This window comes from Paenibacillus oryzisoli, from assembly GCF_001653565.1.
GTDB lineage: Bacteria > Bacillota > Bacilli > Paenibacillales > NBRC-103111 > Paenibacillus_E > Paenibacillus_E oryzisoli.
The window spans coordinates 350,260-376,111 of sequence record NZ_LYPB01000076.1 but is presented as its reverse complement, the minus strand read 5'-3'; the positions used below and the strand labels follow the sequence as shown (position 1 = coordinate 376,111).

The window sequence follows — 25,852 nt, the reverse complement described above, 5'->3', positions numbered from 1 at the left end:
GCCACAGCTGTAGCTGCGTTCTTGAGGAGATAGCGCCCTTTTCGGGCGCTATCTCCGTTCGCGCGCTGCCGTGGGTGCCGTTAAGGCCCTTTTTGGGCCTTAAGTCCGGCGAAGCCGCAGCTGTGGCTGCGTTCTTGAGGAGATAGCGCCCTTTTGGGGCGCTATCTCCGTTCCCGCACTGCCGCGGGTGCCGTTAAGGCCCTTTTCGGGCCTTAAATCCGGCGAAGCCGCGCGGTATAGCCGCTTTTCTAAATTAAACTACTACAGCACACAGACTTCCTCAAGTTCCATGACAATATTAGGCAGCTCGTCGTGGAACCCCTGCCAATCTGCGGTCATCTCAGCATCTGTCAAGAGACACGCATCCAGAGATGACATGATGGCATCACGATCCATTTCAATTCCGATAAAAACAATTTGATTAATCCGATCACCATAGGTGTCGTCCCAATGTGGAGGAGTATCACCCTCCTCTTCTAGATAGGCTAGTCTTTCCTCATCAGGTAGCGCTGATATCCAATAGCCCGAAGGACCAAATCGGATAGACGGTCCCGCCTGGCTGAGGCTTTGAGCATACGTATTCCGAGTTGCCAACCACATAATCCCCTTGGATCTGACGATCTCTGCTGGCCAATCTGCCATCCAGGACATCAGTCGCGAGGGCTCGAAAGGGCGAGCTCTTTCATAAACGAACGAAGATATACCATATTCTTCCGTTTCAGGCGTGTGCGCTTCCTTCTCTAATTCTTGTTTCCAATTGGGGGAAGCACTAGCTTCTTCAATGTTGAACAAGTGTGTATTCAAAATTGCCGCAGGATCTATCTGACCGTGCACAGCACGAATAAACTTTGCCCTAGGTTGCAATAGCCGCAGCACACCTTCAAGTTCATTCAACTCCTCGGCCTCCAATCTATCACATTTGTTCAGTATAAGAACATCGCAGAATTCAATCTGATCTATCAGCAGATCAACAACTTCACGCGTATCTTGATCTCCTACTGCTTGACTGCGTTCGAGCAGCGTTTCGCCGGAGAAATAGTCCGTCCAGAATCGGTACGCATCGACAACGGTCACCATGCAGTCCAATCGGCATAACTGGGAAAGATCAATTCCTTGATCTTCGTCTAGATAGGTAAAAGTTTGTGCAACAGGCAACGGTTCACCAACACCCGTAGATTCGATCAGAATGTAATCAAATTTTCTCTCCTTAGCCAGTCGTTCAACTTCCTTCAGCAAATCATCACGCAAGGTGCAACAGATGCAACCGTTGGACATTTCAATTAAGCTTTCTTCCGTACGAGAGAGTCCATTGCCTTGTCTAATGAGGTCCGCATCGATGTTAACGTCGCTTAAGTCATTTACAATGACGGCGACTTTCAAGCCATCTCGATTATGTAGAATATGATTTAATATGGTTGTTTTACCGGCACCTAAATAACCGCTTAGGACTGTCACAGGGATTGTCTGCATGGACGATGTCCCCTTTCATTTAATAGTAATTTTTACTGATATAACCGAAAATAAAAAGCAAACTTCGTTTGCAACTCAGCTATCTATTCATTTAACGCTTTCTTCAATGCTTGAAGGTTGTTCGTCATGACGCTGATGTAATCCAAATTATTCTTCTTATCCTCAGCGGTTAAGCCTTCAAGAGGGTTAAGAACATCCGTACGGGCATTGATTTCCTTGGCAATGGTTGTTGCAACCTTAGGATCAACTAACGTTTCAAAAAAGATCGTTTTCACTTGCTTCTCTTTTGCAAATTGAATGATATCCGCCATTTTGTCCGGTGCAGGCTCTTCTTCTGGGGAAAGACCGGCGATAGGGACTTGCATTAAACCATATTCTTTGGCCAAATAACCAAATGCCGCATGTTGGGTTACGAATTCCTTATGTTGCACAGTTGCAAGCGTATTACGGAACGTTACATCTAGCTCTTTGAGTTTAGCGATATACGTATCAGCGTTTTTCCGATAATCATCTTTATGCATGGGATCGGCCGCAATTAATCCTTGTGCGATCGCTTCTACTTCATGCTGGGCTAGCAATGGGGATAACCAAACGTGAGGATCCAAGTCATGACTATGGCCATGTGCATCTTCTTCCTCTTCCCCCTCTTCGTGCATGCCTTCGATTAAATCAATTCCCTTACTCGCCTCAACAACAACACGCTTCGCATTTGCAGCGCTTTGGAGTGCTTGTTCTGCCCATCCCTCAACGATACCATTGTAAATAAATACATCTGCTTCTTTCACTTTTTTCATATCCTTAGCACTCGGTTCCCAATCATGCGGCTCTGATCCTGCAGGAATTAACGCAATAACATTCGCGTGCTCGCCAGCAACTTGCTTTGTGAATTCATACATCGGATAAAAGCTTGTAACAACATCAAGTTTCCCATCGCTTGAGACAGTGCTGGATGCACATCCTGCCAACAGAATGGTTGATACACTTGCGACAATTAGCGATTTGGTAACTTTTAACATATTCATTGATACAATTCCTCCTAATTGGTTTGAAAATGGGGTGCGGATACCTTCTCTTCTACGATATGGGTATTCGTGGTCTTACGGAATCTCACTACAGCTTTTTGAATACTTAAGCCTAAGATAAGCAAGAACAGAAGTAGGATGGCAATCGTACCTCCTGGTGGCGTACTAAAGGAATATGAAGCGGTAAGACCTGAAAACACACCTAGTACCCCGACTCCCATCGCGATTACAAGTGCAGCAGTAAAACTACGCGCAATGCGTATGGCTAAAGCTGCCGGAAGGACAATGAGGGAAGATACGAGAAGTACCCCAACGATTGGCATTGCTGCCGAAACGATCATCCCGGTTAAGACACTAAAGCCAAGTGAAATCCACTTCACAGGAATGCCGTTCGTTCTTGCGGTATCTTCATCGAACGTGATTTGATACAATTGGCGACGAAATAGAAAGAAGAATAAGCCTCCGATTACTGCAACAATCAGCATGAGGACAAGTTCTGTTTCATTCACAGCCACGACGGACCCGAATAAATACGCAGATAACCCCTTGTTCATGCTGGGACTCAAACTCATGATAATAACAGCTGATGAAAGCCCCCCAATCATGATGATAGCGACCGAAATCTCACTAAAAGATTTGTACGACCGCCTAACGTATTCCACCAGGACGGCACCAAGCGTTGCAACTACAAAGCCGCCTAAAGTCGGATGAATATGGAGAAAAGCACCACCGGCCACGCCAGCTAAAGAAACGTGTGAGAGCATATCAGCCATTAACGCTTGTTGGCGAAGCATCAGGTACACACCTAGTAACGAAGCGATGATGGCAATTAGCCCACCGGCACAAAATGCCCGTTGCATGAAGTCGTAGTGCAGCATCTCCATCCTCCTTCCTCCTTTCGTTCTAGGGCAATGACTCTATGTATGTAGGGAGAGACTTCTTCCAGATGATGAGTGACCATAACCACAGTTCTTCCCATCGTTTTCACTTGAGCATGCATCAGTTGATAGAATCCTAGACGACTTGCATCGTCCATACCTGTCGTTGGCTCATCCAGAACAAGAAGATCTGGCTCCTGTGCCAGTGCTCGAGCAATACAGATCCGCTGCTTCTGCCCCCCTGATAACTCGCCGATTCTACGCTTGCGCATTTCCCACATCCCCATTTGCCTAAGAGCTGTTGCTGTGGCATCGTCATCCACTTTGCGGAGTTTGCTAAACAGTGACACCTTAGGAAATCTACCTGAACGCACAAATTCCCAAATGGTACTTGGAAAACCGCTGTTGAATCCCGCGAGCTGCTGGGAAACATAGCCAACTCGTATTTTCTCCCCTGAAGAATTCGACTGTGCTAGGAAAACTTTACCTTTCCAAGGCTCAATCAAACCTAATAACAGTTTAAGCACGGTTGATTTGGCCGCGCCATTGGGTCCAATAACTGCAACGAATTCTCCAGAATGGATGTCCATTTGTGCATCTTGAATACATGGACTATCCGCATATCCAAACTCTACTTGCTGCATCGAGGCAATTAACATTTTTTCAACTCCTTCTCTATTTATGCGTAAATTTTACGAATACATCATAGAATGAATGGTAGCAAGTTCAACTGTTACGAACTTACCTTATCTTCGCTCAAATCGCATGAAACTAATAGTAAAAATTACGTATTACACCAAGTAATATATCCCGCTTTTGATTCGCTGTCAATATCGTGCTTGCCAGAAATACCAAATTCGCTTATGATTTTAATCGTAAACATTACTTTTAAAAGAACATGTGTATGTAGAAGGAGTCTCCGTCATGCTAAGTCAATTTGATATCTCTACTTTCTTTAACCGCGTTTTTACAATTGACCACTTGCAATCTTTCAAAACCATTTTCATCAGTCTTATCCTTGAAGCCTTACCGTTCATTTTACTTGGCGTCCTGCTTTCATCCTTGCTGCAGACCTTCGTACCCGAGTCAACCATCCGTCGCTTCACCCCTCGAAACCCGGTTCTCGGTATTCTATTCGCTTGCGTATTAGGCATTCTTTTCCCCATGTGTGAGTGTGGTATGATTCCAATTGTTCGAAGACTCATCCTAAAAGGCATGCCCGTATACATCGCCATTGTCTTTATTATCGCTGGCCCTATACTCAATCCAATTGTATTCGCGGCTACACTGATGGCGTTTCGCAATCAACCTTCCATTGCCTACTCCCGAATGGGACTTGCCTTCCTCGTTGTCATCATTATTGGGTTAATTCTCTATCGACTAATAAAGAGAATTCCTTTGAGATTAAGTCACAATCCTACCCTTGAGAATCCTGTACATAATGTCCAAGACAACCATCATCTGGTCCATCACCATCACCATGAGCATGACCATCATGATCACAAACACCATCACCACAATAGTAGTTCCAGTAAAGTGATGACATTTTTCGTACATAGTTCAAGCGAGTTTTTTGAAATGGGTAAATTTCTTGTCTTTGGCGCACTACTCACCGCACTCATTCAAGTGTTCATGCAACGCGAGAGCCTGCTTGCCATTGGGCAAGGCCCCCTCTCTTCTCACTTTTTCATGATGGGCTTGGCGTATATACTTTCCATCTGTTCAACTTCAGACGCCTTCGTCGCATCCTCTTTCCAAACTTCGTTTACATCGGGTTCCTTACTAACATTCCTTGTCTTTGGACCTATGTTGGATTTCAAAAGTACACTCATGTTGCTATCCGTGTTTAAAATCAGATTCGTATTACTTCTCGCATTATTAATCTCCGTCACAGTTCTCTTATGCTCACTGCTTTGGGAATACATTATCTAAGAAATTTCTAGGAGGGATTCGTTTGAATCACACGCGCAAAACCAGCTATCATCATTTTTTTCGCACACTAATTTTACTAGGGTTCTCTAGCTATATTGTTGTTCTATCCAAATCAGATTCACTACAGTTATATATCGCACCGCGTATGATGATCTACGTCCAGATCGCTTCCGTCGTATTGTACATTATCGCTTGTTTTCAAGGGTTCCTGGCACTGCGTGCCTATTGGGGGAAGCCAGTAGACTGTGAATGCAATCCACCCGTTCCGCGTTCAATTCTCCGCACGATATTGGCCTATGGGCTGCTCATTCTACCATTGTTGATCGGGTTTCTTTTACCAGACACCGCTCTAAATAGCACCATGGTCGCGGCTAAAGGGATGAATCTTTCCCCAGCCCCAACGAATATGACGACGCCACGTGCCCAGTCGTATAATTTGCCAAGTTTCCCTAAACCGGCCACAAGCAGCCAAACCATGCAAGCCGATCAAGCACAAGCTGTGCCAACGGTTCAAACCAACTCTGAAATCGAACAACTCTTTCAGTCACCGGACGAGTGGAACGAAGACTTTGCCAAAATGGGTATCATTCTATATCAAAAGGATCGTATTCTTGTACAACCCGATATCTACATGGAGATCTTGTCGACGATTGATCTTTTTCAGGATAACTTTATCGGAAAGGAAATCGAATTAACAGGATTTGTATATCGGGAAGAGGATAAAATGAGGGCAGATCAAATCGTAGTTGGCCGATTCGCGGTAAGTTGCTGCTCTGCGGATGCTTCTCCTTACGGCGTCATGGTGGAATTCCCCACAGCGCTTAACTACCCGCAAGATATGTGGGTGAAAGTTACAGGAACCATTCAGCATGGTCATTATAATGGCAATGACATTTTCAAAATAAAAGCCGCAAAAATCGAGAAAATCGAAGCCCCAAGTTCGCCATATGTCTATCCTAATTTCGAACCACTGACCGTATTAAAGTCGTTGAACCCATAAAGAGCTGCTCAAAGTTAATCTTTGAACAGCTCATCTAGAATCATTTGTCTATGGTCAAGAAATCGTTTGGTTATCATATAGTGAAGGGTTTCCTCGTATTGAATGTCACTGATCGGTTGCTCATCGAAATTAAGAATATGCGCATCTGGATAACCAAGCAATATGGGAGAATGCGTAGCGATAATGAACTGAGCTTCCTTCTCCAAATCTTTAATAACTCGTAATAAGGCCAATTGTCTTGCTGGTGACAAGGCTGCTTCTGGTTCATCTAGTAAATAAATCGCCTTTTTCCCAAAGCGATGCTTGAATAGGGAGAGAAACGCTTCACCATGCGATTGCTCATGTAAGGAGCGGCCACCGTAATAGGGCAAACTTTCAGGCATCGTGTCCAAATAGCTGGCAAAGTTATAGAAGGTTTCTGCTCGGAGAAAAAATCCATTCGTAATTTTCGGCAACCAAGACAACCGCAAGTGTTCTCCCAGCGTAGAATGAGATGCGTCGACGTCATACATATTGTTTCTCCCACCACTCGCTGTGTTAAACCCGCATTGGTAGGCGATGGCTTCAAGAATCGTTGATTTGCCGGAACCATTCTCTCCAACGAAAAAAGTCACATTCTTCTGAAACGAAATCGAAGTTAACGATTGGATGGCTGGTATCGAAAATGGATACTTATCAGGATCGAAATGTTCATTCTTCTGAACTTCAAGTCTTCTCAAATACACGTTACTTCAACTCCCTTAGAAATTTCGAGTATAGTTCTATTCTAAGGGTTTCATACGGGAAGTAAAGTTTCACAGAAAACCGTACTCATCAGATTCCTCAGTCTCCATGATTTAGTTCGGAGATTTCGAACTAATCGAGTAAAGCAAATAAGCTAACCTGCATGTATGCAGCTTAGCCTTCATCGCCTCAAAGTTGGATGGTCTTCGTAGCCACATTGTCGCAAAATTCCTTGTCATGCTCTACAAATAGGAGTGTTGGCGCATATTCAAGCAATAACTCTTCGATCTGCATGCGCGAAATCACATCAATAAAATTGAGCGGCTCATCCCAAATGTGCAGATGGACTTTCTCGCTTAGACTTTTTGCAATCAGCACTTTCTTCTTCTGACCGCCGCTAAACGAAGAAATGTCTTTTTCAAACTGTATCCGAGCAAAGTCCAACTTTCGTAATATCGCTTTAAATAGGCTCTGGTCAATGCCATTCATTTTCGCGTAGTCTGTTAAATTCCCATGTAAATGCGAGGTATCCTGGGAGACGTAAGATATTTGAAGTTGGCTCCCTTTTCGGTAAGTCCCTGTATAGTCAATGTGCTCTCCACAGAGCAACTTAATAATACTGGATTTACCTGAGCCATTTTTACCAGTTAAAGCGATCCGCTCACCTTGTTCAATTGTAAAACTAACATCTCGACAGACTATTTTCTCACCATAATGGATTGAGACGTGTTCCAGAGCAGCAAGTTGGCTCTTGTGGTAAGCCAGTTGGGTAATTTTGAGGTCTTCAGCACTTTCAATGTTTTTGAGAAGCTTAGACCTCTCATCAATAGCTGATTCTTGTCTTTGCTCAATGGATTTGGAGCGTTTCATCATCTTCGCAGCCTTGTGACCTATATACCCCTTATCTACCTTAGAACCCGAATTTCTAGTTCCATTCTTCGTCTTCTCAACTTCATGAGACCAATTGCTCGTTCGTTTAGCCGCATCGGATAATCGTTTGATATCCTTCCTCAACTTCTCATTTTCCGCGAGCTCATAGTGATCTTGCCTCTGTTTATTTTCCCACCAATCGGAGAAATTACCCTTTTGAATTTCAATATTTGTCAGATTAATCGATAGGATATGGTCTACGCAATTATCTAGAAATGCTCTGTCGTGAGACACTAGGATGTAACCATTCTTCGTATTGAGATAATCACTAACCAGCTTTCTAGCATCCATATCAAGATGATTGGTGGGCTCATCAATTAGTAAGAAGCTGTTCTCTTTTAGAAATAAAGCAGCCAATAACACTTTCGTTTGCTCACCGTTTGACAATGTCTCGAATGGGCGATACAGAACGTCCTCCGACACCTTTAGGATGGAGAGCTCTCGCATGAGTTCCCATTGATGATAATCGGGCAAAATACCATTGATAATATCCAGTGTTTGATCTTGTTTGTTGCTAACTAGAAAAGGGAAATACTCAAAGCTGACATTCGCAGAAATATGCCCGCTGTATTCATATTTACCAAGTAATAAGCCTAGAAAAGTAGTCTTCCCTCTTCCGTTTCTTCCTGTAAAGCCTAATTTCCAATCCGTATCGATTTGAAAATTAACATCTTCAAAAATGTTATCGTAACTGCCATCATAGGCAAACGTTAAGTTTGAAACATTGATTAATGACATGTTGAAATCCTCCTGTACCCTGCGTAACGCATGAGTTCATCATAGCATAATAGGATTTACTAATTCGAAGGAAAGGATAACTATAGCTAATTTCCCCTGCCCTTCTGACCTATAATCTCGTATATACTGTTGTTTACATTCAGTTTAAATATGTACGCTACAATCACCTCATCAATTGTTATTTAGGAGGAATTACTTTGGATTCTTTGCAAAGAAAAGGAATAGCGCAAGAAGGCATCTGGGCAGTCGAAGCGCAAGGACTTGTCAAAACTTTCGGGGAAAATCGCGCGGTAGATGGCGTGAACTTGAAAGTGAAAGCCGGAACCATTTATGGGGTTCTCGGCCCGAACGGGGCTGGGAAAACAACTACAATCAATATGTTGGCAACGCTTCTTCGACCTGATGCAGGGTCTGCCAAAATCTTTGGCTACGATGTTGTGAAAGAGTCACAAATCGTCCGCCAACTGATCGGAGTAACTGGGCAATACGCCTCCGTTGACGAATCGTTAAGCGCAACAGAGAACTTAATGATTTTCTCCCGTCTCCTTGGGTTAAGCCGCAAAGAAGCACGTCAAAAGTCAGACGAATTACTTGAAGAATTCGGATTAACAGAGGCAGCCAAGCGACCGTTGAAGAATTTCTCAGGTGGTATGAGACGCCGACTGGATCTCGCCGCGAGCCTTATTGCGCAGCCGCCTCTTATCTTCCTAGACGAACCGACGACGGGGTTAGACCCTCGTACGCGTGCTCAGATGTGGGATACGATTCGACGACTAGTTGATACAGGATCAACAATATTGCTCACAACGCAATATCTGGAAGAAGCCGACCAGCTTGCAGACCGCATAGCAGTCATCGATCGTGGGCGCGTCGTCGCCGAAGGAACAGTTGATGAGCTTAAGGCTTCTGTCGGTACTTCTTCCTTGCAGCTTAGCGTCCAGAACCCTTCAGATACCGAACAAGCTCGGAGAACCGTTGAACAAGTGCTCAAGGTGACTGCAACGGTTGTATCTGGTAAGATATCAGCTCCGATGGCGAATGCTGATCGTGTAACGGACCTGCTGATCTCCCTCCGTGAATCAGGCATACACTTGGCCGAGATGAGTGTACAGAAGCCCACCTTAGATGAAGTATTCTTAACCATTACAGGTCATGGCGTTCAAGAGCACGATGCTGACACATCAACTGGAACAAGTACCAAACAGGAGGCAAGAGTATGAGTACATCCATTAAACCCGTTTCCGAACGCCATCTAAAAAATCACACCAGCTTGCGTCAAACCATACGCAATTCCCTGACAATGGCCTTTCGCGGCCTGCTGAAAATCCGTCGCACACCTGAGCAATTGTTTGATGTCACGCTTCAACCCATCATCTTTACGCTAATGTTTACTTATATTTTCGGCGGAGCCATCTCAGGCGATGTCGTGAGTTATTTGCCTGTCATCATTCCAGGTATTCTAGTTCAAACCGTAATCACAACATCCATCGTAACCGGCGTCCAGCTCCGAGAGGATATGGATAAAGGCGTCTTCGACCGATTCAAATCATTGCCTATTGCGCGTATAGCGCCGCTTGCTGGCGCCTTATTGGCCGATACAATCCGCTATACCATCGCAACAGTACTTACCTTCTCCATGGGATTCATCATGGGGTATCGACCAGAAGGCGGTTTGGCCAATGTGGCGATCGCAGCACTCCTCGTCATTTTCTGCTCATGGGCAATCAGTTGGATTTTCGCATTCTTCGGCGTCATCGCACGCACTGCTTCCAGTGTTCAGGGGATTTCAATGCTCGTCCTGTTTCCACTAACGTTCTTATCCAATGCTTTCGTTCCAGTAGACACAATGCCTAATTGGCTGCAATGGTTTGTTAAAATCAACCCCATCTCACACCTTGTCTCAGCCGTTCGTGAATTAGCTAATCAGGGTACGGTAGGATGGGATCTCACGATCTCGCTCTTTGGGGCTATCGTCATTGTCGCTATTTTTGCACCTATTACGGTTATTGCTTATATGCGCCGGACGTAACAATAGAATGAGGCTGATCTCAAGTAGGGAACTACTAAGATCAGCCTTTTTTCGTACCTATGGCATTATACAATCATTGAACACGAATCAGTACTTTCCCAATGTGCCCTCCTTCTCCAAAGTAACGAAACGCCTCAGCTGCTTGACCTAATGGAAACTGGCGATCAATGACAGGTACTAGTTTGTTGGCCTGCCATAGTGACATCAATTCCTCTTGATCCAAATGATTGGGTTTGTGCATTAAGAGTCCCAACTTCTTCTTACTGAACAAGGAAATCATTGGACCCATGAGCATGATCTGAAATATTCGGGGCATTGTACCTCCTACCATTACATAATGACCATTTGGCTTTAAGGCACGTTTGTAGTCGAATATTGAGCGATTCCCTACTACATCAAGAATGAAGTCATACTTTTGCCCATTAGCGGTGTAATCGCTCTTCGTATAATCCATAACATAATCCGCACCTAGGGATTGAAGTTGCGGCAGTTTCGATGCACGGTCCACTGCAGTCACTTCTGCGCCAACTAATTTGGCTAGTTGAATTGCAAACGTCCCCACACCGCCGCCTGCGCCATTGATTAATACTTTATTGCCTTCTTGTATTAGTCCTCTTGTACGGAGACCTTGCAAGGCAAGAACTGCAGCTTGGGGAATAGCCGCGGCTTCCTCATAGGAGATAAGAGCTGGTTTCAGCGATACTGTCCCCTCTGATGCACATACATACTCTGCAAATCCGCCCCAACTACTCCCTGAAATATCACCGAATACGTCATCACCCGGAGCAAACTTCCTGACTGCCTTCCCTACTGCTTCAACTCGCCCTGCAATATCTGCTCCGAGAATGGCGTATCTTGGCTTGCGGAAGGCGCCTATGCGCACTAAGAACGGAGTGCCTCGCAATAGATCCCAATCCCATGAATTAAGGGATGCCGCGTGAACTTTAATCAGTACTTCATGATCTTTAGGATGCGGTTTTTCCATTTCTGTATACGTAAGTTCATTTGGACCCCCATATTTCGTATAAATTACTGCTTTCACAACTAGATCTCCTCCCCGTACAACTCATCCATATACTCCACCTGCGAGATCGTTAACGCATCTCTAGGTATAAACTATTTAGCTTCCACAAGGGGGAAATTGGCGTAGGTATTTTGAAAAGTGACATCCCAAATACTTGGACCTTTTAATTCTAATAATAGATAATCATTGATCAACTCTTTATGACTATTCGCGGCATATTGATAGGACTGATAGGAAATAAATACTTCACCTGCCGAATTCATGACTTCTTCCAACTCCACGGAATCTGAATCCGATGAGGACGACTTTATGAAGGCATACGTTCGCTCATCGAATGTGTGAAATTCTTTTAGCCACCCTGGCTGCTTCAATAATCCTTGCGCCCATTCCTTTACATCCTCGGGTGCTTCTGCGAGCGAAATCAACGAATAGATCTCATGAATTTGATCTCCTTGTGGCATATAGTCCATAAAAGAACTTATCAGCCAGATCCCATCATGCAAATAATCTTTTTTCATATAAACCATGTAGGCTTGTTGGTTACTAGTTGTAATGAGCAAAGAACGTGGGTTTACAGATTGACTTATGGTTTGATATGATGTGATTTCCTGTTGTAATCGCGACTCGACAAACATTTGCAGAACCTTACTATAGTCCTTATTATCGGGATTTGCTTGCATCTCTTTTAACTGATCTTCTGTATAGTCGTAACCTTCAGTACTATCATGCACTCTTGATAAAATGCGCAATAAAGTATCTCTGTCCTTCAAATTTGAATGAGTCTTAGCTGGGCTTAGGGTTGCTTTACTCTCCTCTGTAGATGAAGGAGTTGGTTCTATCGTGATTTCCGCTGCCGGCTTTTTCGTAAACTTTGCCATCGAGTACCCACATCCTAGGCCTACGAACAACACACTTAGTAGGATAATTCGAATATTTTTTGTCATCAGGATTCATTTCACACTCCTCGCGGTTACATTCATTCAACAGGATCACTAATAATTCAATTAGACGTGAGCTGCTTCGGAATGTTCTGTGTGAAATGAGAATATTGGGAATTTATTTACAAACCTTTCCTGTTCTAATGTTACAAAAAATCAAACGTTTCATGTTTCCATTTATTACACGGGTCAATTGTGCACTTTTGAGGTCGGATTTATGGTTTAATTAAATAGTGAAAGTAATTTGGGATGAAAAGGAGCGAAACAAAGTGGAAATTAAATCGTTTTTACTACCTAAAGATAAAGTCTCTTACCTGACGACATCAGCTACCATGAAGGAAGCGATAGAGCGTCTGGAAGCCTGTCATTATACAGCGATTCCAATTATCGATGAGGAAGGGAAATATGTTGGCACTTTATCCGAAGGAGATTTATTATGGAAACTGAAGTGCACGCCCGGCCTGTCCTTCGTTAACATGGATGAAGTAACTGTAACCAACATTCGAAAACGAATTTATAACGAGTGCGTTGCCATCGATGCACATATGGAAGATATGTTAGCACTAGCTGCTGACCAGAACTTTGTTCCCGTTGTAGATCAAGATCGCGTTTTCCTAGGTATCATTCGACGCAAGGACATTATTGAATATTATACAAGAAACATTACGGATTAATCGTTTAAGTTTCATCATTAAGTAGAGTATAAGAGAAGGGTTTCGCTTTTCTTACCCTCTGCTTTTTCTCTTCCCCCAAGGCTTAAATATCGATAGGAGATACATCGCGATTAATGAAAGTAATTGAAGACCGATTCCAATAAATAACCAGAACATATTGGAAACGTATGCACCTTGATACGCACTCTCTGCACCTACATCGGTCATTAATGATATCCCCTTTAATGTCCAAATGTACATGCCGATAGGTCCAATAATGACCGCGACTACAGTAAGCACTTCTTTGGCGATAATCCAATTGTATTTAGCCAAACCCCAATGGGTCCCCAGCGATAATAGCACACCTGTCACAATGGTCCCGATCACCGATGCTCGAACTGAGGTTCCAGCTAACACATGCATCGCCTTGTAACAGGAAAGGATTAACCCCGAATCACTGCTGCTCGCGACTGTAATACTCAGTATGAGAAACGTCACACAGGTTCCTAGCATAATCGCGGCAAATACAATATGTAAGCTCAACATCCATTTTTTCTTTGTCATAGAGAACGTTTTCATAACATCAGAATCTCCCCCTGCTATCTTCTTACCTCTAAGATAATCAATGGAAGTTAACTCCTTATTAAGCAATTCTTAAATAATCATAAACCGCTTCGCAGCAGGTAGAATTCCAGTTGAACTATTGTAATATCACACCTCTTGCACACTTCTTCCTCTCATATGACTAACAAATAGAAGAACTAAGGGAAGTCCTACGATGAAAATAGGGAAAATATAGGCAGTCCAGACGATGTTCGCATAATCTAATATCCCAAAAATGTTTGCAGGTATGAGTGAAATAGCGAAAATAATGAGTGCAGTAAGAGCGATCATTCTTCGCCAATTCTTAACTCCGAATAATTGAGCAGTTCCATAACTGTTGATGAACAAATAAATTGACAACTTGACTAAAACGCAAAAAATCCAGATGAACACAATCCAGACATCCATGTTTTGAATAAAATCCAAATAATTAATAAAGCGTACCATGGCAAAATAGGGAAAGTACATGGTTGATCCGATATGTATCCCGAATGTTGAAATAACCATCATGGTCGCAATAATTGCGAGCAGCGATGGAATGCAAATGGACAAGAGTATCGGTTTGAGCAGCTTTTCCGGCTTAGCAATAAATGGCGTTAACATCATAATCATCATTGATTCTCCAAGAAAAGAAGCATTCACGAAAGATCCCTTAATAATCAGTATCGCACCAGAATCCGCATAGATCGGCAGCAGCAGGGCTAGATGCAAATTGGGGATATTTAAGGCAAACGTAATTACAATGCCAATTAGAATCAAGGGGCCAGCCAACTCACTGAAACGGGCAATCGCTTCAACACTGCCTGCGAAGGTAATGTATATCATCGCCGCCATCATCAATGCTGAGATACTCCATACAGGTGTATCGTGAAAAAGAATCTGCTTAATAAATAATGAAAAAATACGTAAGATATCCGCACATACCGAATACCATACCAGAATATACAACAGACTAATCAGTTTTCCAATCCACTTCCCGAAAAGCCCCTGAGCAAACTCCACCAACGTTTGTGTGGCGTGCCTCTGACTTACTCGCACGATAATATACGTGACGAACACGCCAATTAAACCCGCAACCGCAAGCGAGATCCACGCGTCTTGTTTTGCAATCTCTATCGTAGGCGAAATCGTCAACCAGATTGACATTGAAATTTCTAATGTGGTAAATATCCAAAATAGCTGCCAGGTTGAAATTTTCATTCTTTTCCTCCTTTCCTAATGATTCGCTTGCGGATATCTCCCGTACTCTGAATATTCAACTTCACCGTAACGGCGACTTCAATTGTAGGAAATATGTCATCCCATTGCTCTCGAATTCCTTTCCATTGATAGGGATGTTCGCGATGAAATTCTTCGCCGATTCCGAACACATCCTGTCCAAACTGAGACTGTATATTCTCTATGGTTTCTTCTACTCGCTTGGCTTTAATTGTATTCAGCTTTTTCTCTAAGTGCAGACGATCCCTAGATACGGATAGATCAATATCCGTGTTATTTTCAAGTACTCTACCAGTTCCTATTAATTTGATATAAGCCTTAAATTTGTTCCCTTCATAGCTAGTTCGGATGGTTTGTTTTAGATTTGATTCATATAAAGCTATGCTTCCTTCCTCAATCTCTTCAGTCACGAATTGATTTTTCAATACACCTTTTACCCAAAATAATTCAAGAGATTCTCTTCCACTCACTTCGCCAACCATTTGTAATTTCTTATTAAAGATTGCGACGGATCTGACATTAAATATTTTGTCTTTCTCTTGGTTATTCATCGGGGAAATCTCAACCATAGGCATGGCTGGGCGGATTCCATCTCGCCGCGCATCAATTAATACATCACGCAGAGCAGTGTCCCCTAAGCGACAATAACGATCTTGATCCACTGCTACGATGGAAGAAAATTGATTGAAAGGAGAGTTAATATTCAATAATTCCTTTCCTTCTCCATTATTCACCACGAAAATATCTGTTCGCAACCGTGTATCCGTATTTCTTGTGAATTGATCCATAATATCGATGAGCCCTTGCCGTGCCAACTTTTCTCCGACAAAAATAGATCTGCGATGCCCTAAGAATACTTTACGGGGCAGCTTGTCTTGAATTTGCTGCGTCAAATCAACGATGGACGAACCTGTTGCCGTAAGTACAATGTTTGCCCTTTCATTCTTTCCCCCGCCACCTCGGATGCTCCTGAAATCAGCAGGAACTGCGATCTGAGCGCTTTTCTGAAGCTTCCCATTTTCCGTTATGTCTAGAGCTGTTCCAATCCAGAAGGCGTAATCGTTTATTTCATTTCGATCCCAGCAACCAGAGAGAAGTAGAAGCAGTACTACAAAAATAATGAAACCACTTATTTTCTTCATTGTTTTCGTAGTGCTGAAACGTATCGTTTATTCATCCGAATCAGCGTATCCTTCCAGAAATTTGAACCAATTGGTGCCAGCGGTGCTAAATATGGCATGCCGAAGGACTTGAGTGTCACAAGATGAATCAGGATAAATATAATACCAATCGCAATTCCATACAGTCCTAAGACTCCACCTGAAATGAGAAGAGGAAAACGCAGAATTCGAAAAGGCAATGCCAAACTATAGCTAGGAAAGGCGAACGATGCAATTCCGGTACCAGCGACAATCATCACGATAGGGGCGGAAATAAAGCCAGCTTGAACGGCTGCTTCCCCAATTACTAACGCCCCTACGATACTCACAGCTGAACCGATGGCTTTGGGCAGACGAAGTCCTGCTTCACGTAAGCCTTCGAACATTAGCTCCATCAACAAAGTCTCAATCACGGATGGGAATGGAATGCCTTCTCGAGAAGCTGATATGCTGAGCATCAAGGTAAGTGGGATCATTTGCGGATGAAATGTCGTCAGAGCAACATAAATGGAAGGAAGTAAACAAGACATTATAGCCAAAAGGAACCGCAATAGTCGGACAGATGAGACGTATAAGAAGCGTTCATAGTGGTCTTCCGCCGCTTGAAACCCAGCCCAGAATGTCATTGGCAACAGCAGCGCATTAGGTGAACCGTCAACGATAATTGCCACTCTTCCTGCCAATAAACTCGCGGAAACGGTATCTGGACGTTCTGTATTTTGAATTTGCGGAAAAAGAGACAAGGTTTTATCTTCGATAAATTCTTCGATATAACCTGAATCCAGAAGTTGATCGGTTCGAAACGATTGAAGTCTTGACCTAACTTCTTCCAGCAATTCAGGTTTCACTATATCTTCAACGTAAGCAACGACAAACGAGGTATTCGTCAACTCACCCGCCTGATGCGTTTCAAATTTAAGTTTTGAGTGACTAATTTTTCTTCGTATCATACTTAAATTGGTTTTTAAATCTTCGGTGAATCCCTCACGAGGGCCTCGTATGGATGCCTCATTAGAAGGTTCATTGATCGCACGTTGTTTGAAAGCACTTATATCTGCCAAATAGGCGAAAGCTTCTCCATCAATAAAGATGACCGTACAACCTTTAAGGACTTTTGCAACAATTTCTGAGAAGTTTATGGCCCTATCATACTGTGTCAGTCGATCCACATCACGGCTTATCATACATGCTGAAATAATCTGTTCCAATTTGCCCGAATCCGTTAATTCATCAATATATACAAGTAGAACTTTGATGTGATCAGATAGTTGTAACGGTCTAAATACGACATCAGCACAGTTATGGAAAATGGACTGCAACGCATCCTGATTGACTTGTATGGTTTCGCTCACATTCACAGGTAGACTTGGCACTGCACCTTCCTCCCTTTCCATAAATTTCTTAAAATATTATGCGCGTTTGCATGTTTCCTTATTCGAGCACGATGAAGAGAAGCATTGCTGAGGGTCTGCATTTATATGGTTGCTTCTGTGAAATTTTGTTTATTATGTTTGATTTATAAGAACTAATGTTCTATAATTACAGGAATAGAATGTCAATTCCTTGGAAGGAAATAGTAATTCTTGATCGAATAACTACGAAGATGATCAGAAATTAAATTTATTTACTTAAGGAGATCCAACTATGGAAAAAAACAAAGTACTACGCATGGACAATGTTGGCATCGTCGTAGAATCCCTTGATAACGCAATCTCTTTCTTCGAGGAGATCGGATTGAAGCTCGAAGGGCGAGCTACGATTGAAGGTAATTGGGCTGGTCGCGTAACTGGTCTAGGCTCACAGAATGTCGAGATTGCTATGATGGTTACCCCAGATGGCCACAGTCGAATTGAACTTTCGCGATTTCTCACCCCACCTACGATCTCAGATCACCGAACTGCTCCTGTAAATTCCCTTGGTTATCTACGCGTAATGTTCGCTGTTACAGACATTGACGAATTGGTATCCAGACTGACTAAGCGCGGCGCTCAGCTCGTTGGCGAAATCGTTCAGTACGAGAATTCGTATAGGCTCTGCTACATTCGTGGAGACGAAGGAATTCTCATCGGTTTTGCGGAACAACTTGGCAACAAATAAGTGAATGGTAAAAACCGCCTCATCAAAGAGGCGGTCTTCATCGCAATTGGTTATACTTCCCCTCAACTTTCTTCCCCAAGCCTAGTCCAATCAAATAGAACACCCATAGCTGAACTTCGATTGTGAACCAGTAAATCGTATGCCTGCGGTGCATCTAGTGGGGAGAAGCGGTGTGTGATTAAAGGTGTGACATCCATTCTTCCTTGCAAGAGATACGTTAGGAACAAATCTGCCATCTCCGGATGTTGCCATCCTTTATAATTCATAAGCGCATGTATGCCTAGGATGGAGACAGAGTTGGAAACTACATTGCGACCCATTCCCTGCACGGATGGCGTTGCGGTATCTCCCAATAAAATAACCCGTCCCAGCGGTTTAACCAGCTGAGTAGCTTGTGCTAATACAGCAGGATGCCCAGTAATATCGAAGACGACATCTAGCATCTTGCCCTTAGTCTGCTTCTCAATATGCTCCTTGGCTGTACCGGCGTCCATTGCCAACCGATGAATGCCAGGCCGATCTTGTACTAGCTGGACGCGGCTCTCTGCTGGGTCCATTGCGTAGATTTCTTTGGCACCGGACAAATACAGATATTGCGTGACCAATTGACCAAGCAACCCAAGTCCAATCACGCCAACAGTTTCCCCTAGAAACAGCTCCGCTCTTCTCACGCCAAGCTGTGTTGTTTTGGACAAATTGACCCAAGCACCCTCTTCTGAACTTATCTCCTTCGGCAGAAGTACAGCATGAGAGGCATCCTTTTTGAAGAATTGCGTGTGAGCGTTTTCAACGAAGACACGATCACCTTTCTGAAGGTGCTGTACATTCGCCCCCACTTCCATAACTTCTGCCACCATGGAATAGCCGGGATGAAACGGATACTGCACCCAGCTTGACCAATTGGTATCTGGATCAAAGACGCCTCTCAGGCACTGAAGTTCTGTTCCTGTGCTTATCAGCGAGGTGATCGCTGCGCATAAAATCTCAGTTTGACCGAGCGCAGCATCAAAAGATTTTTTAATGACCTCCACCTTCTGCTTTTCAGTAAAAACAATGCTGACTGTTTCCAATGACATTACCTCCTTAGTTGGGAACTTTTTCCCTTGAGATAAGTGTAGAGCGTGACGCTTATGGAAAACAGAGCAAACATTTGCTGAAATTTAACACTTATACAGGTTCAACACCTTAATGCATTCTATTAAATAGTTCTTTGTATTGTCGGGGGGAAATACCTGAATATTTCTTAAAAAGTCGTGTAAAGGTTTGAATGTCGTTAAAATTCAGCAGTTCACTAATTTCTGTAATCGTCATTTCTCGCATTTCGAGCAGTGACTTGGCTTTTGCAATTTTAATTTCCCGGTGAAGTAGAATTGGGGATTTGCCAAACATGGCTTTGAAATGATTGCTGACGTAAGTTGGATTCATGTGCAGGTCGGCAGCCAAATCAGCAAGGGTAAACGATGCTTCCGGTTGATTTACAATTTTCAGCAAGATGGAGAAGAAATTATGAGAAGGCTGGTTCTCGATAGCTGGCATGACGCTTCCCAAGGCATTATCCAGCAGTAAATATAGTAATTCTAGCGACTTTGCCTTTTGTAAAATGACATTGGGTAAGTGGCCTACCCTAGACATGGATAGCATGAGTTCGTCAAAAACTTCCTCAAATTTAATATGATTTTTAAGTGAATATATGTACGGGATTTGAAGAAAAGGTAGAACATCGATCACACGATGAATGGTATACGTAAAGTGCCACCATAGGAATTCCGTTTCTTCATCGCTATCTTTATACTGATCATGCTTGAGATGAGGTGGGATAAAAATAACCGTTCCCGGTTTCAGATGGTAAACTTTGTCCTCCACTTTTAACTTGGCAGAACCTTTTCTTATATAGGTCATCATGTAAAATTCTTCTAAAGTACGATTGCGATAGTTCATCTCCACTCGGTTATGGCTATCAAATTTGAGAATGTTCAAATCGGCTGTTTCTAGTAGTGCGGAGATCACATCTGTTTGCACCTGTGCCACTTCCTTCATTCGGACTTTATTGCGAATACCAGCTTGATATCAAACCATTACTTTACAAATATCTCCATGGCTCAATAAGTATCTCTTTAAGCATACCTTACACGCTGTAGAAAAATAAACTCTAAATTAAATAGCAGCAGCCAAGAACTGAAAGTCTCTTGGCTGCAATTTCGCTAGATACTGTGTTTGAGAAACGCTTTTCATCATCTGCTTAATTTTGTGAATTTTTCGTAACGTATGATTTTGCGAAACATCCGCTTATCGGAAAGGGCATTAAAAATATATTTATCTGGCTGTGTGTTCACCTCTATGATCCAAGGCTTCATCTCTTTATCAATGCCTACATCAACCCCATACGACATAAATTTCGGAAAAACTCCACTCATATGTTTACTGATTTTAATTCCTAGCTCCTTAAGCGATTCAATATAGGCAACCTGCTCCTCTTTCGTCATAAAAGGGGAAAGTAACTTGCCAGCAGGCATCGGCCTTCCCCCGCTATGGTAGTTGGTCACGATCTTATTAGGCAAGGCCAATCGTCCCACGATTCCAGTTACCTCCCAATTACGTTGCCGGTTTCTCTGAACCATAATTCGCAGATCAAACGGAAGTGCCTTATAGCGGAGCAAGGGGATGCCCTTCTGCACCAAGTAGACTTTCTTTCTTTTTGCTTTCTGGAAAGCAGCATACATTCCCTTAAAGGTTGTGAATGAACGAAGCCGCGTGCCGTTCTCCAACCGATATTGGGCATCTGTAAGAGACATTTTAAAAATACCATACCCTCCTGTACCATTACTCGGCTTTAGATAGACGACGTGATACTTTTCCAGCATCCCTTCCACATTTGCTTTGGTTGCAAGGGCTGTTGGCGGCAGATTAAGAGCTAGTTCCTCGTTCGTTAATAGTGCTTTATATTTGCCTAACTTATTATTCCAGTACACCCTGCCTTCACCCCAAAGATCAGAATCATTCCTTTTAGTAATATGAAGAACTGTGATTGATTGTTTGGACGCCACAACGATATTCTTAACCTGGCACAACCCGAAAAACTTTTTTCTTACCTATGTTTTGCAAAATGCGTGTTGGCACATTGGATATCTTCGACACATCCGTTATTCCATTTTCATCTTTCGATAAGGTTAACATTAAAATTGATCCTTGCAGTCTAGCCCTATGCTTGGGAAGTTCAGTTGATACAAAATTTCCTAGAGAAGACGCTGCTACACGATTTCTAGTGTGTCCGTCGATGTCCTTCACTTGATACATTCTTATCGGATGCAGTACATGGGGATGCGCTCCCAGTACGACGTTCACACCCTGCTTGAACAATACCTGCATGAGCTGAATTTGGCTGCGGTCGGGATAGGGTCGAAATTCTTTTCCAAAATGTAGGCAGGCGATGATAAAATCTGTTCTACTTTTCAAGTTGCGCACGTCCGCTATTATTTTTTTCTGATAGAGCCGATTGACTAACCACGGCTCTGGGACTGGAATCCCGTTCGTTCCTTTCGTATAAGCCAATATTCCAATATTTATTCCTTTTACGTTAACAATCAGATTCTGGCTGGCTTCACTGGCGGAGCGATACGTGCCCGTATGCCGCAGACCATGTCGATCGAGGACATCTAACGTCCGCATTAAACCGGATCGTTTCCCATCCATACAGTGGTTATTGGCTGTACCTACCACATCGAAGCCCAAATTTCGGAGCGTAGCAGCGAATTTGTCTGGGGAATTGAACAATAGTTTTCCAGGCTCACCGCGGAAACTTTTGCCAGAGAAGGTCGTCTCTAGATTGCCTATCGTTAAATCAGCTCCCTGAAGATAAGGTTTTACTTTTGAAAAAATAGAGTCGAATCCACCTTCCCGTGCGGCCGCGGCGATCATCTGCTTTTTCATCAATAAATCCCCCACTGCTGCAATTGTAATTTCCATTCATTCAGTCACTCCTTTAACCCTGCATCAGCTTGAGCTTGCGCATTTTAACTCTCCGTCCCTTGCGTTCTTTGATTCACGCCGAATTTGGATGACAGATGAAAACGCAATCCTATACTGTCTTAGGTTTGCGTTTTCACTTTACCGCTACCATATTTCCGTAAAACGAATACAATCTTCCTCTGACAGTTCTTTCCCCAATACGACTTCCATGACTTCCAGAGGGGTAACCGCTTTGATTCCATGTTTCATACCCGCAGGAATTCGCATCATATCACCTGCAACCAGTTTATATAGTTTGTCCTCTATGAGAACTTCCCCGATGCCCGAAAGAATCGTTATACTTTCTTGTCGATTCTGATGGAGATGATAACTGGTCATCTTCCCAGGATAGAGTTGCGCCATTTTCACCATGCCTTCATTTCCCTGATCGTCATCCTTCCAACATCTCAATATGTGATAGGAACCCCATCTTTTCTCCCCATACATAGGAATAAGGCCGACTTGTGAGAGCCTTTCTTTAATCAGATGAGCTTTCTCCTTATGCGAAATTAGAATACCATCCGAGCTTGCGGCGACAATGAGATCCGATATACCAATGACCTCTATGGGAATGGGCAGTTCATTAATGAGATGCGTATTCACGGAATCATCCGAGATCTTTCCTGAACCAAAAACACTATGCTCACAATGAGGGGCTAGTGCCTTCCATGTGCCAACATCCTGCCATAAGCCATCGTATCGAACAACAACGGCGTTATGATTATGCTCAACCACTTCACGATCGAAGCTTGTATTAGCCAGTTGTTCATAGGAAGTCAGCCATGTATCGACTAATGCCGGCTCCCCCTTGCTCTTCAAGTGGTTCAACATGAATCCTAGTGGAAAAGCGAATACACCACAGTTCCATAGCGCATGTTGTTGCATTAATTGAAGCGCAGCATGCTCATTCGGCTTCTCAATGAAGTGATGAATAGATGCATATTCTTCGTTTTCTTCCGAAAGTACGGGAACGATATAGCCGAATTGATCGGAGGGTATTGTCGGTTTCGTTCCGAGAAGTGCAAGATCCCCCTTAGACTGTGACAGGACTTCGGGAAAGCGATGAAGCATCTGGAAGAATGAGGAGTCCGCATACGTGTCCACTGGGAGAATACATATCGTTTCATTTGAATCAACGAGTATACGCTCATGCAAGTAGGTGATGGCTAAAGAGACAGCTGCATACGTTCCTCGTTTATAGGGCTCGCTTATGATCGGAATGTGTTCGCCAACATACGTACGAGTGATCTCTACTTGACTATGATGCGTAACGATACAGGCGGATTGAAGCAATCCTACCTCATCCAACTGTCTGCAAATTCGTTCAATCATTGATTCTCGAGCACCATTATGAGATTTCAAAAGCTTCAGAAACACCTTAGAGCGAATCTCATTGGATAAAGGCCATAGCCTTTTACCTGATCCCCCACACAAAAGTACAATACGCAAGCCAATTCCTCCTTTCCTGGGAGATATCACCCTCATGTATTATTCTGATTTGTTCGATCGAATGCTTTTTTCAACCACATGCTTCATCAACATCCCTGCACGAGACCAAGTTAAAGGAAGAACATCTAATCTTCCTTGACTACCTTTGCGTTTACATAAAGTGGGATTCTCGTAAGCTTTCCTCATACTCATTCGCAGACTATGATGGTCCGGTTCAGCCCACAGTTGTCCTTTCTCTGCAAACAGATAGCTAAATGAGCGTGAAATGGCATGTCGACTATTCATACTAATGGATGGATTCTTGAGGAGATAGGGAACGAGGAATGAGTTATTGTGTGTTAGAAAATCCATATGCCCGCCCCAAGCTGTCGTGATGACGGGGATTCCGCTGGCCAACGCTTCTAGGAAAGGGAGCCCTACGCCCTCGCCCCGTGTCGGAAGGACGAAGACATCTCCAAGGGTGTATAGCCCCTTCATTTGCCTTGTACTTAATCGTCTGCCAATAATAACAACGGGTGCCGTATCCTTGGTTATTCCCAATCTTTTTTTGTATTGCCAGATTTGTCTCTGAATCCAACTTTCAGTCTCATAAGGCTCATAGCCATTCGTTTTAATCACAAGGATAACGTTATCCTTGGCGGAGAACTCTTCCCAATAGGCACGCAGTAAGCCCTCTGGGTTTTTACGGTGTTGAAAGCCAAACACGGACACGAATGTGAATTTGCCGTCAGCACGCGGAAGAATGAACTTCTGATTATTCGGATGAAATACCTTCGTATCTACACCATGCGGTACGATGTAGATCGGCACTGTTACCCCACTGTTCAGCAGCGCCCGCTTATTATGGTGTGTCGGTACACAGATGGCATCAAATTTGTTCATATGTGACAGCCACGCATTCGGCGTTCTACTTGTTTCCCAAACCGTATTTAGAATGATGGAATCGTACGCATTTCGTTCGCTATGCCACTGTATATGGCTCGGTACATCGTGATAGATAAGCACTCTTCTGCCTATGGAAGGCCGTTTACCCATGCGCAAATGGCCAAGTCTGACATCAACGCCTCTCCTCCTCAGAGAAGCCGCATAGGTTCTACTCGCATGACCAAGCCCACTCGCTTTGTGTATAGGTCCCTTCCAGACAACAATGTAGGGCTTCAAGGTCTCACCGACCTAACTGCTTTCACATATCCCTTGCGCTTATGCAGGGAAATGGATCGGTACCTTTTGGCTAATGAAGACATTCTAGATGGTGTGATTTGGGTATTGCTCAGATGCAAGCTCTTATTCAAAGCAGGCTTCAATATCATCTTGTGCGCAGATGTTGAATACAGAAAATTACCATACGTTTCGAATTCCGAGAAAGCAAATTGTTTGGATCTATTCATGCTTTTCATAATGGCGGTATACCAGGAACTGTTATGTTTGGACTCAATGGTTTGTTTCAATTGCTTGACTTTAGACCTCTCGAACAGCATGTAATGGGTTACGAAAGACAAGCGAGCAGATCGATGTTTACCCATCAATTTTCTGTACGTATTGAAATATTCCCCTTGACTCCAATCCCGACAATAGAATACGGTCTTATCGCCAATTTTGAATACATGAGGTCGAATGAGCACAGTATCCGCATCAATAACCATATAATATGGGGATGTACACAAGGTATCTCCATTCAATTTAAGTAACTGTTGATACAGCCACCCCGTCCGATCCCACGTTTTGGATTGATAATGGATGTCCTTTTTCGTAATAGGGAGAACAGTGTCTTCATGAACGAAACGGCATCCTTTTCGCTCACATAAATTGATAATCCTTTGTTTCCATGGGGCTACAATGATGATCTCACCAATGGGATGCTTCACATATTTCCTAACCGCGTCAATGACAAGGGGAAGCGTACCCAAGTCCTTCTCAATCGCGGGGATTAGCACGTCAATTTGAGGTGTCTTATGCCTCTCCTCCTGAATTTGCATGAACATT

General features: G+C 43.3%; 25 protein-coding genes. 6 read left to right on the top strand and 19 right to left on the bottom strand.

The features are described from left to right. Positions 1-261 precede the first annotated feature (261 nt). The 4 genes from A8708_RS22780 to A8708_RS22765 form a co-directional block, all read right to left on the bottom strand. Positions 262-1,470, bottom strand: coding sequence for a GTP-binding protein (locus A8708_RS22780; protein WP_068667584.1), 1,209 nt, complete (start codon positions 1,468-1,470; stop codon positions 262-264). 83 nt (positions 1,471-1,553) lie between these two features. Then, positions 1,554-2,486: a metal ABC transporter substrate-binding protein gene (locus tag A8708_RS22775; RefSeq protein WP_167355914.1), complete on the bottom strand. Its 933-nt coding sequence runs from the start codon at positions 2,484-2,486 to the stop codon at positions 1,554-1,556. 20 nt (positions 2,487-2,506) lie between these two features. Then, complete coding sequence (locus A8708_RS22770) at positions 2,507-3,376, bottom strand: metal ABC transporter permease (RefSeq protein WP_082927715.1); 870 nt, start codon at positions 3,374-3,376, stop codon at positions 2,507-2,509. Continuing rightward, on the bottom strand, positions 3,322-4,029 hold the full coding sequence (locus A8708_RS22765; RefSeq protein WP_068667582.1) for a metal ABC transporter ATP-binding protein: 708 nt from the start codon (positions 4,027-4,029) through the stop codon (positions 3,322-3,324). Before A8708_RS22765 ends, A8708_RS22770 begins: the two co-directional genes overlap by 55 nt. A gap of 265 nt (positions 4,030-4,294) precedes the next feature. Between A8708_RS22765 and A8708_RS22760 the strand changes: the two genes are divergently transcribed. Then, a complete protein-coding gene (locus A8708_RS22760) occupies positions 4,295-5,302 on the top strand; it encodes a permease (RefSeq protein WP_082927714.1) in 1,008 nt (335 codons plus the stop codon). A 22-nt stretch (positions 5,303-5,324) separates the two neighbouring features. Beyond that, a complete protein-coding gene (locus A8708_RS22755; RefSeq protein ID WP_068667581.1) occupies positions 5,325-6,302 on the top strand; it encodes a TIGR03943 family putative permease subunit in 978 nt (325 codons plus the stop codon). Between the two features lie 14 nt (positions 6,303-6,316). On the opposite strand, the gene A8708_RS22750 is transcribed toward A8708_RS22755, so the two are convergent. Continuing rightward, positions 6,317-7,027 carry an AAA family ATPase gene (locus tag A8708_RS22750; protein WP_068667580.1) on the bottom strand — a complete coding sequence of 237 codons (711 nt, stop codon included), beginning with the start codon at positions 7,025-7,027 and terminating at the stop codon, positions 6,317-6,319. Positions 7,028-7,214: 187 nt separating this feature from the next. Further along, positions 7,215-8,693: an Lsa family ABC-F type ribosomal protection protein gene (locus A8708_RS22745; protein ID WP_068667579.1), complete on the bottom strand. Its 1,479-nt coding sequence runs from the start codon at positions 8,691-8,693 to the stop codon at positions 7,215-7,217. A gap of 197 nt (positions 8,694-8,890) precedes the next feature. On the opposite strand from A8708_RS22745, the gene A8708_RS22740 reads away from it, so the two are divergent. Beyond that, entirely contained in the window at positions 8,891-9,913 is a 1,023-nt protein-coding gene (locus A8708_RS22740; RefSeq protein WP_239696804.1) for an ATP-binding cassette domain-containing protein, read from the top strand. Then, the gene (locus A8708_RS22735; protein ID WP_068667578.1) at positions 9,910-10,722 is read left to right on the top strand and encodes an ABC transporter permease; all 813 of its coding nucleotides are present in this window, start codon (positions 9,910-9,912) and stop codon (positions 10,720-10,722) included. Before A8708_RS22740 ends, A8708_RS22735 begins: the two co-directional genes overlap by 4 nt. 73 nt (positions 10,723-10,795) lie before the next feature. On the opposite strand, the gene A8708_RS22730 is transcribed toward A8708_RS22735, so the two are convergent. After that, positions 10,796-11,764 carry an NAD(P)-dependent alcohol dehydrogenase gene (locus A8708_RS22730; protein ID WP_068667577.1) on the bottom strand — a complete coding sequence of 323 codons (969 nt, stop codon included), beginning with the start codon at positions 11,762-11,764 and terminating at the stop codon, positions 10,796-10,798. A gap of 74 nt (positions 11,765-11,838) precedes the next feature. Beyond that, entirely contained in the window at positions 11,839-12,624 is a 786-nt protein-coding gene (locus A8708_RS22725; RefSeq protein ID WP_068667576.1) for a hypothetical protein, read from the bottom strand. Between the two features lie 329 nt (positions 12,625-12,953). On the opposite strand from A8708_RS22725, the gene A8708_RS22720 reads away from it, so the two are divergent. Further along, complete coding sequence (locus A8708_RS22720; RefSeq protein WP_068667575.1) at positions 12,954-13,358, top strand: CBS domain-containing protein; 405 nt, start codon at positions 12,954-12,956, stop codon at positions 13,356-13,358. 51 nt (positions 13,359-13,409) lie between these two features. On the opposite strand, the gene A8708_RS22715 is transcribed toward A8708_RS22720, so the two are convergent. From A8708_RS22715 to A8708_RS22700, 4 genes are all read right to left on the bottom strand, one after another. Next, a complete protein-coding gene (locus tag A8708_RS22715; protein WP_239696803.1) occupies positions 13,410-13,901 on the bottom strand; it encodes a hypothetical protein in 492 nt (163 codons plus the stop codon). A gap of 147 nt (positions 13,902-14,048) precedes the next feature. Next, complete coding sequence (locus A8708_RS22710; protein ID WP_068667573.1) at positions 14,049-15,140, bottom strand: GerAB/ArcD/ProY family transporter; 1,092 nt, start codon at positions 15,138-15,140, stop codon at positions 14,049-14,051. Then, complete coding sequence (locus A8708_RS22705) at positions 15,137-16,300, bottom strand: Ger(x)C family spore germination protein (protein ID WP_068667572.1); 1,164 nt, start codon at positions 16,298-16,300, stop codon at positions 15,137-15,139. The genes A8708_RS22710 and A8708_RS22705 overlap by 4 nt, the downstream gene beginning before the upstream one ends. Further along, positions 16,297-17,670 (bottom strand): spore germination protein, encoded by a 1,374-nt coding sequence (locus A8708_RS22700; protein WP_239696802.1) that lies wholly within the window; start codon positions 17,668-17,670, stop codon positions 16,297-16,299. Before A8708_RS22700 ends, A8708_RS22705 begins: the two co-directional genes overlap by 4 nt. Positions 17,671-17,962: 292 nt before the next feature. Between A8708_RS22700 and A8708_RS22695 the strand changes: the two genes are divergently transcribed. Continuing rightward, entirely contained in the window at positions 17,963-18,415 is a 453-nt protein-coding gene (locus tag A8708_RS22695; RefSeq protein ID WP_068667570.1) for a VOC family protein, read from the top strand. A gap of 62 nt (positions 18,416-18,477) precedes the next feature. On the opposite strand, the gene A8708_RS22690 is transcribed toward A8708_RS22695, so the two are convergent. The 7 genes from A8708_RS22690 to A8708_RS22660 all read right to left on the bottom strand — a co-directional run bounded on the left by A8708_RS22690 (position 18,478) and on the right by A8708_RS22660 (position 25,851). Continuing rightward, positions 18,478-19,485: a zinc-dependent alcohol dehydrogenase gene (locus A8708_RS22690; protein WP_167355913.1), complete on the bottom strand. Its 1,008-nt coding sequence runs from the start codon at positions 19,483-19,485 to the stop codon at positions 18,478-18,480. A gap of 115 nt (positions 19,486-19,600) precedes the next feature. Beyond that, complete coding sequence (locus A8708_RS22685; RefSeq protein ID WP_082927712.1) at positions 19,601-20,452, bottom strand: AraC family transcriptional regulator; 852 nt, start codon at positions 20,450-20,452, stop codon at positions 19,601-19,603. A gap of 194 nt (positions 20,453-20,646) precedes the next feature. Then, positions 20,647-21,384, bottom strand: a complete 738-nt coding sequence (locus A8708_RS22680; RefSeq protein WP_068667617.1) for a YheC/YheD family protein — start codon at positions 21,382-21,384, stop codon at positions 20,647-20,649. 85 nt (positions 21,385-21,469) lie between these two features. Then, a complete protein-coding gene (locus tag A8708_RS22675; protein WP_068667567.1) occupies positions 21,470-22,378 on the bottom strand; it encodes a CapA family protein in 909 nt (302 codons plus the stop codon). Between the two features lie 147 nt (positions 22,379-22,525). Further along, entirely contained in the window at positions 22,526-23,869 is a 1,344-nt protein-coding gene (locus A8708_RS22670) for a sugar phosphate nucleotidyltransferase (RefSeq protein WP_068667566.1), read from the bottom strand. A gap of 39 nt (positions 23,870-23,908) precedes the next feature. Further along, positions 23,909-25,030: a glycosyltransferase family 4 protein gene (locus A8708_RS22665; RefSeq protein ID WP_068667565.1), complete on the bottom strand. Its 1,122-nt coding sequence runs from the start codon at positions 25,028-25,030 to the stop codon at positions 23,909-23,911. Beyond that, complete coding sequence (locus A8708_RS22660) at positions 25,027-25,851, bottom strand: DUF6492 family protein (RefSeq protein ID WP_068667564.1); 825 nt, start codon at positions 25,849-25,851, stop codon at positions 25,027-25,029. The genes A8708_RS22665 and A8708_RS22660 overlap by 4 nt, the downstream gene beginning before the upstream one ends. Position 25,852 lies beyond the last annotated feature (1 nt).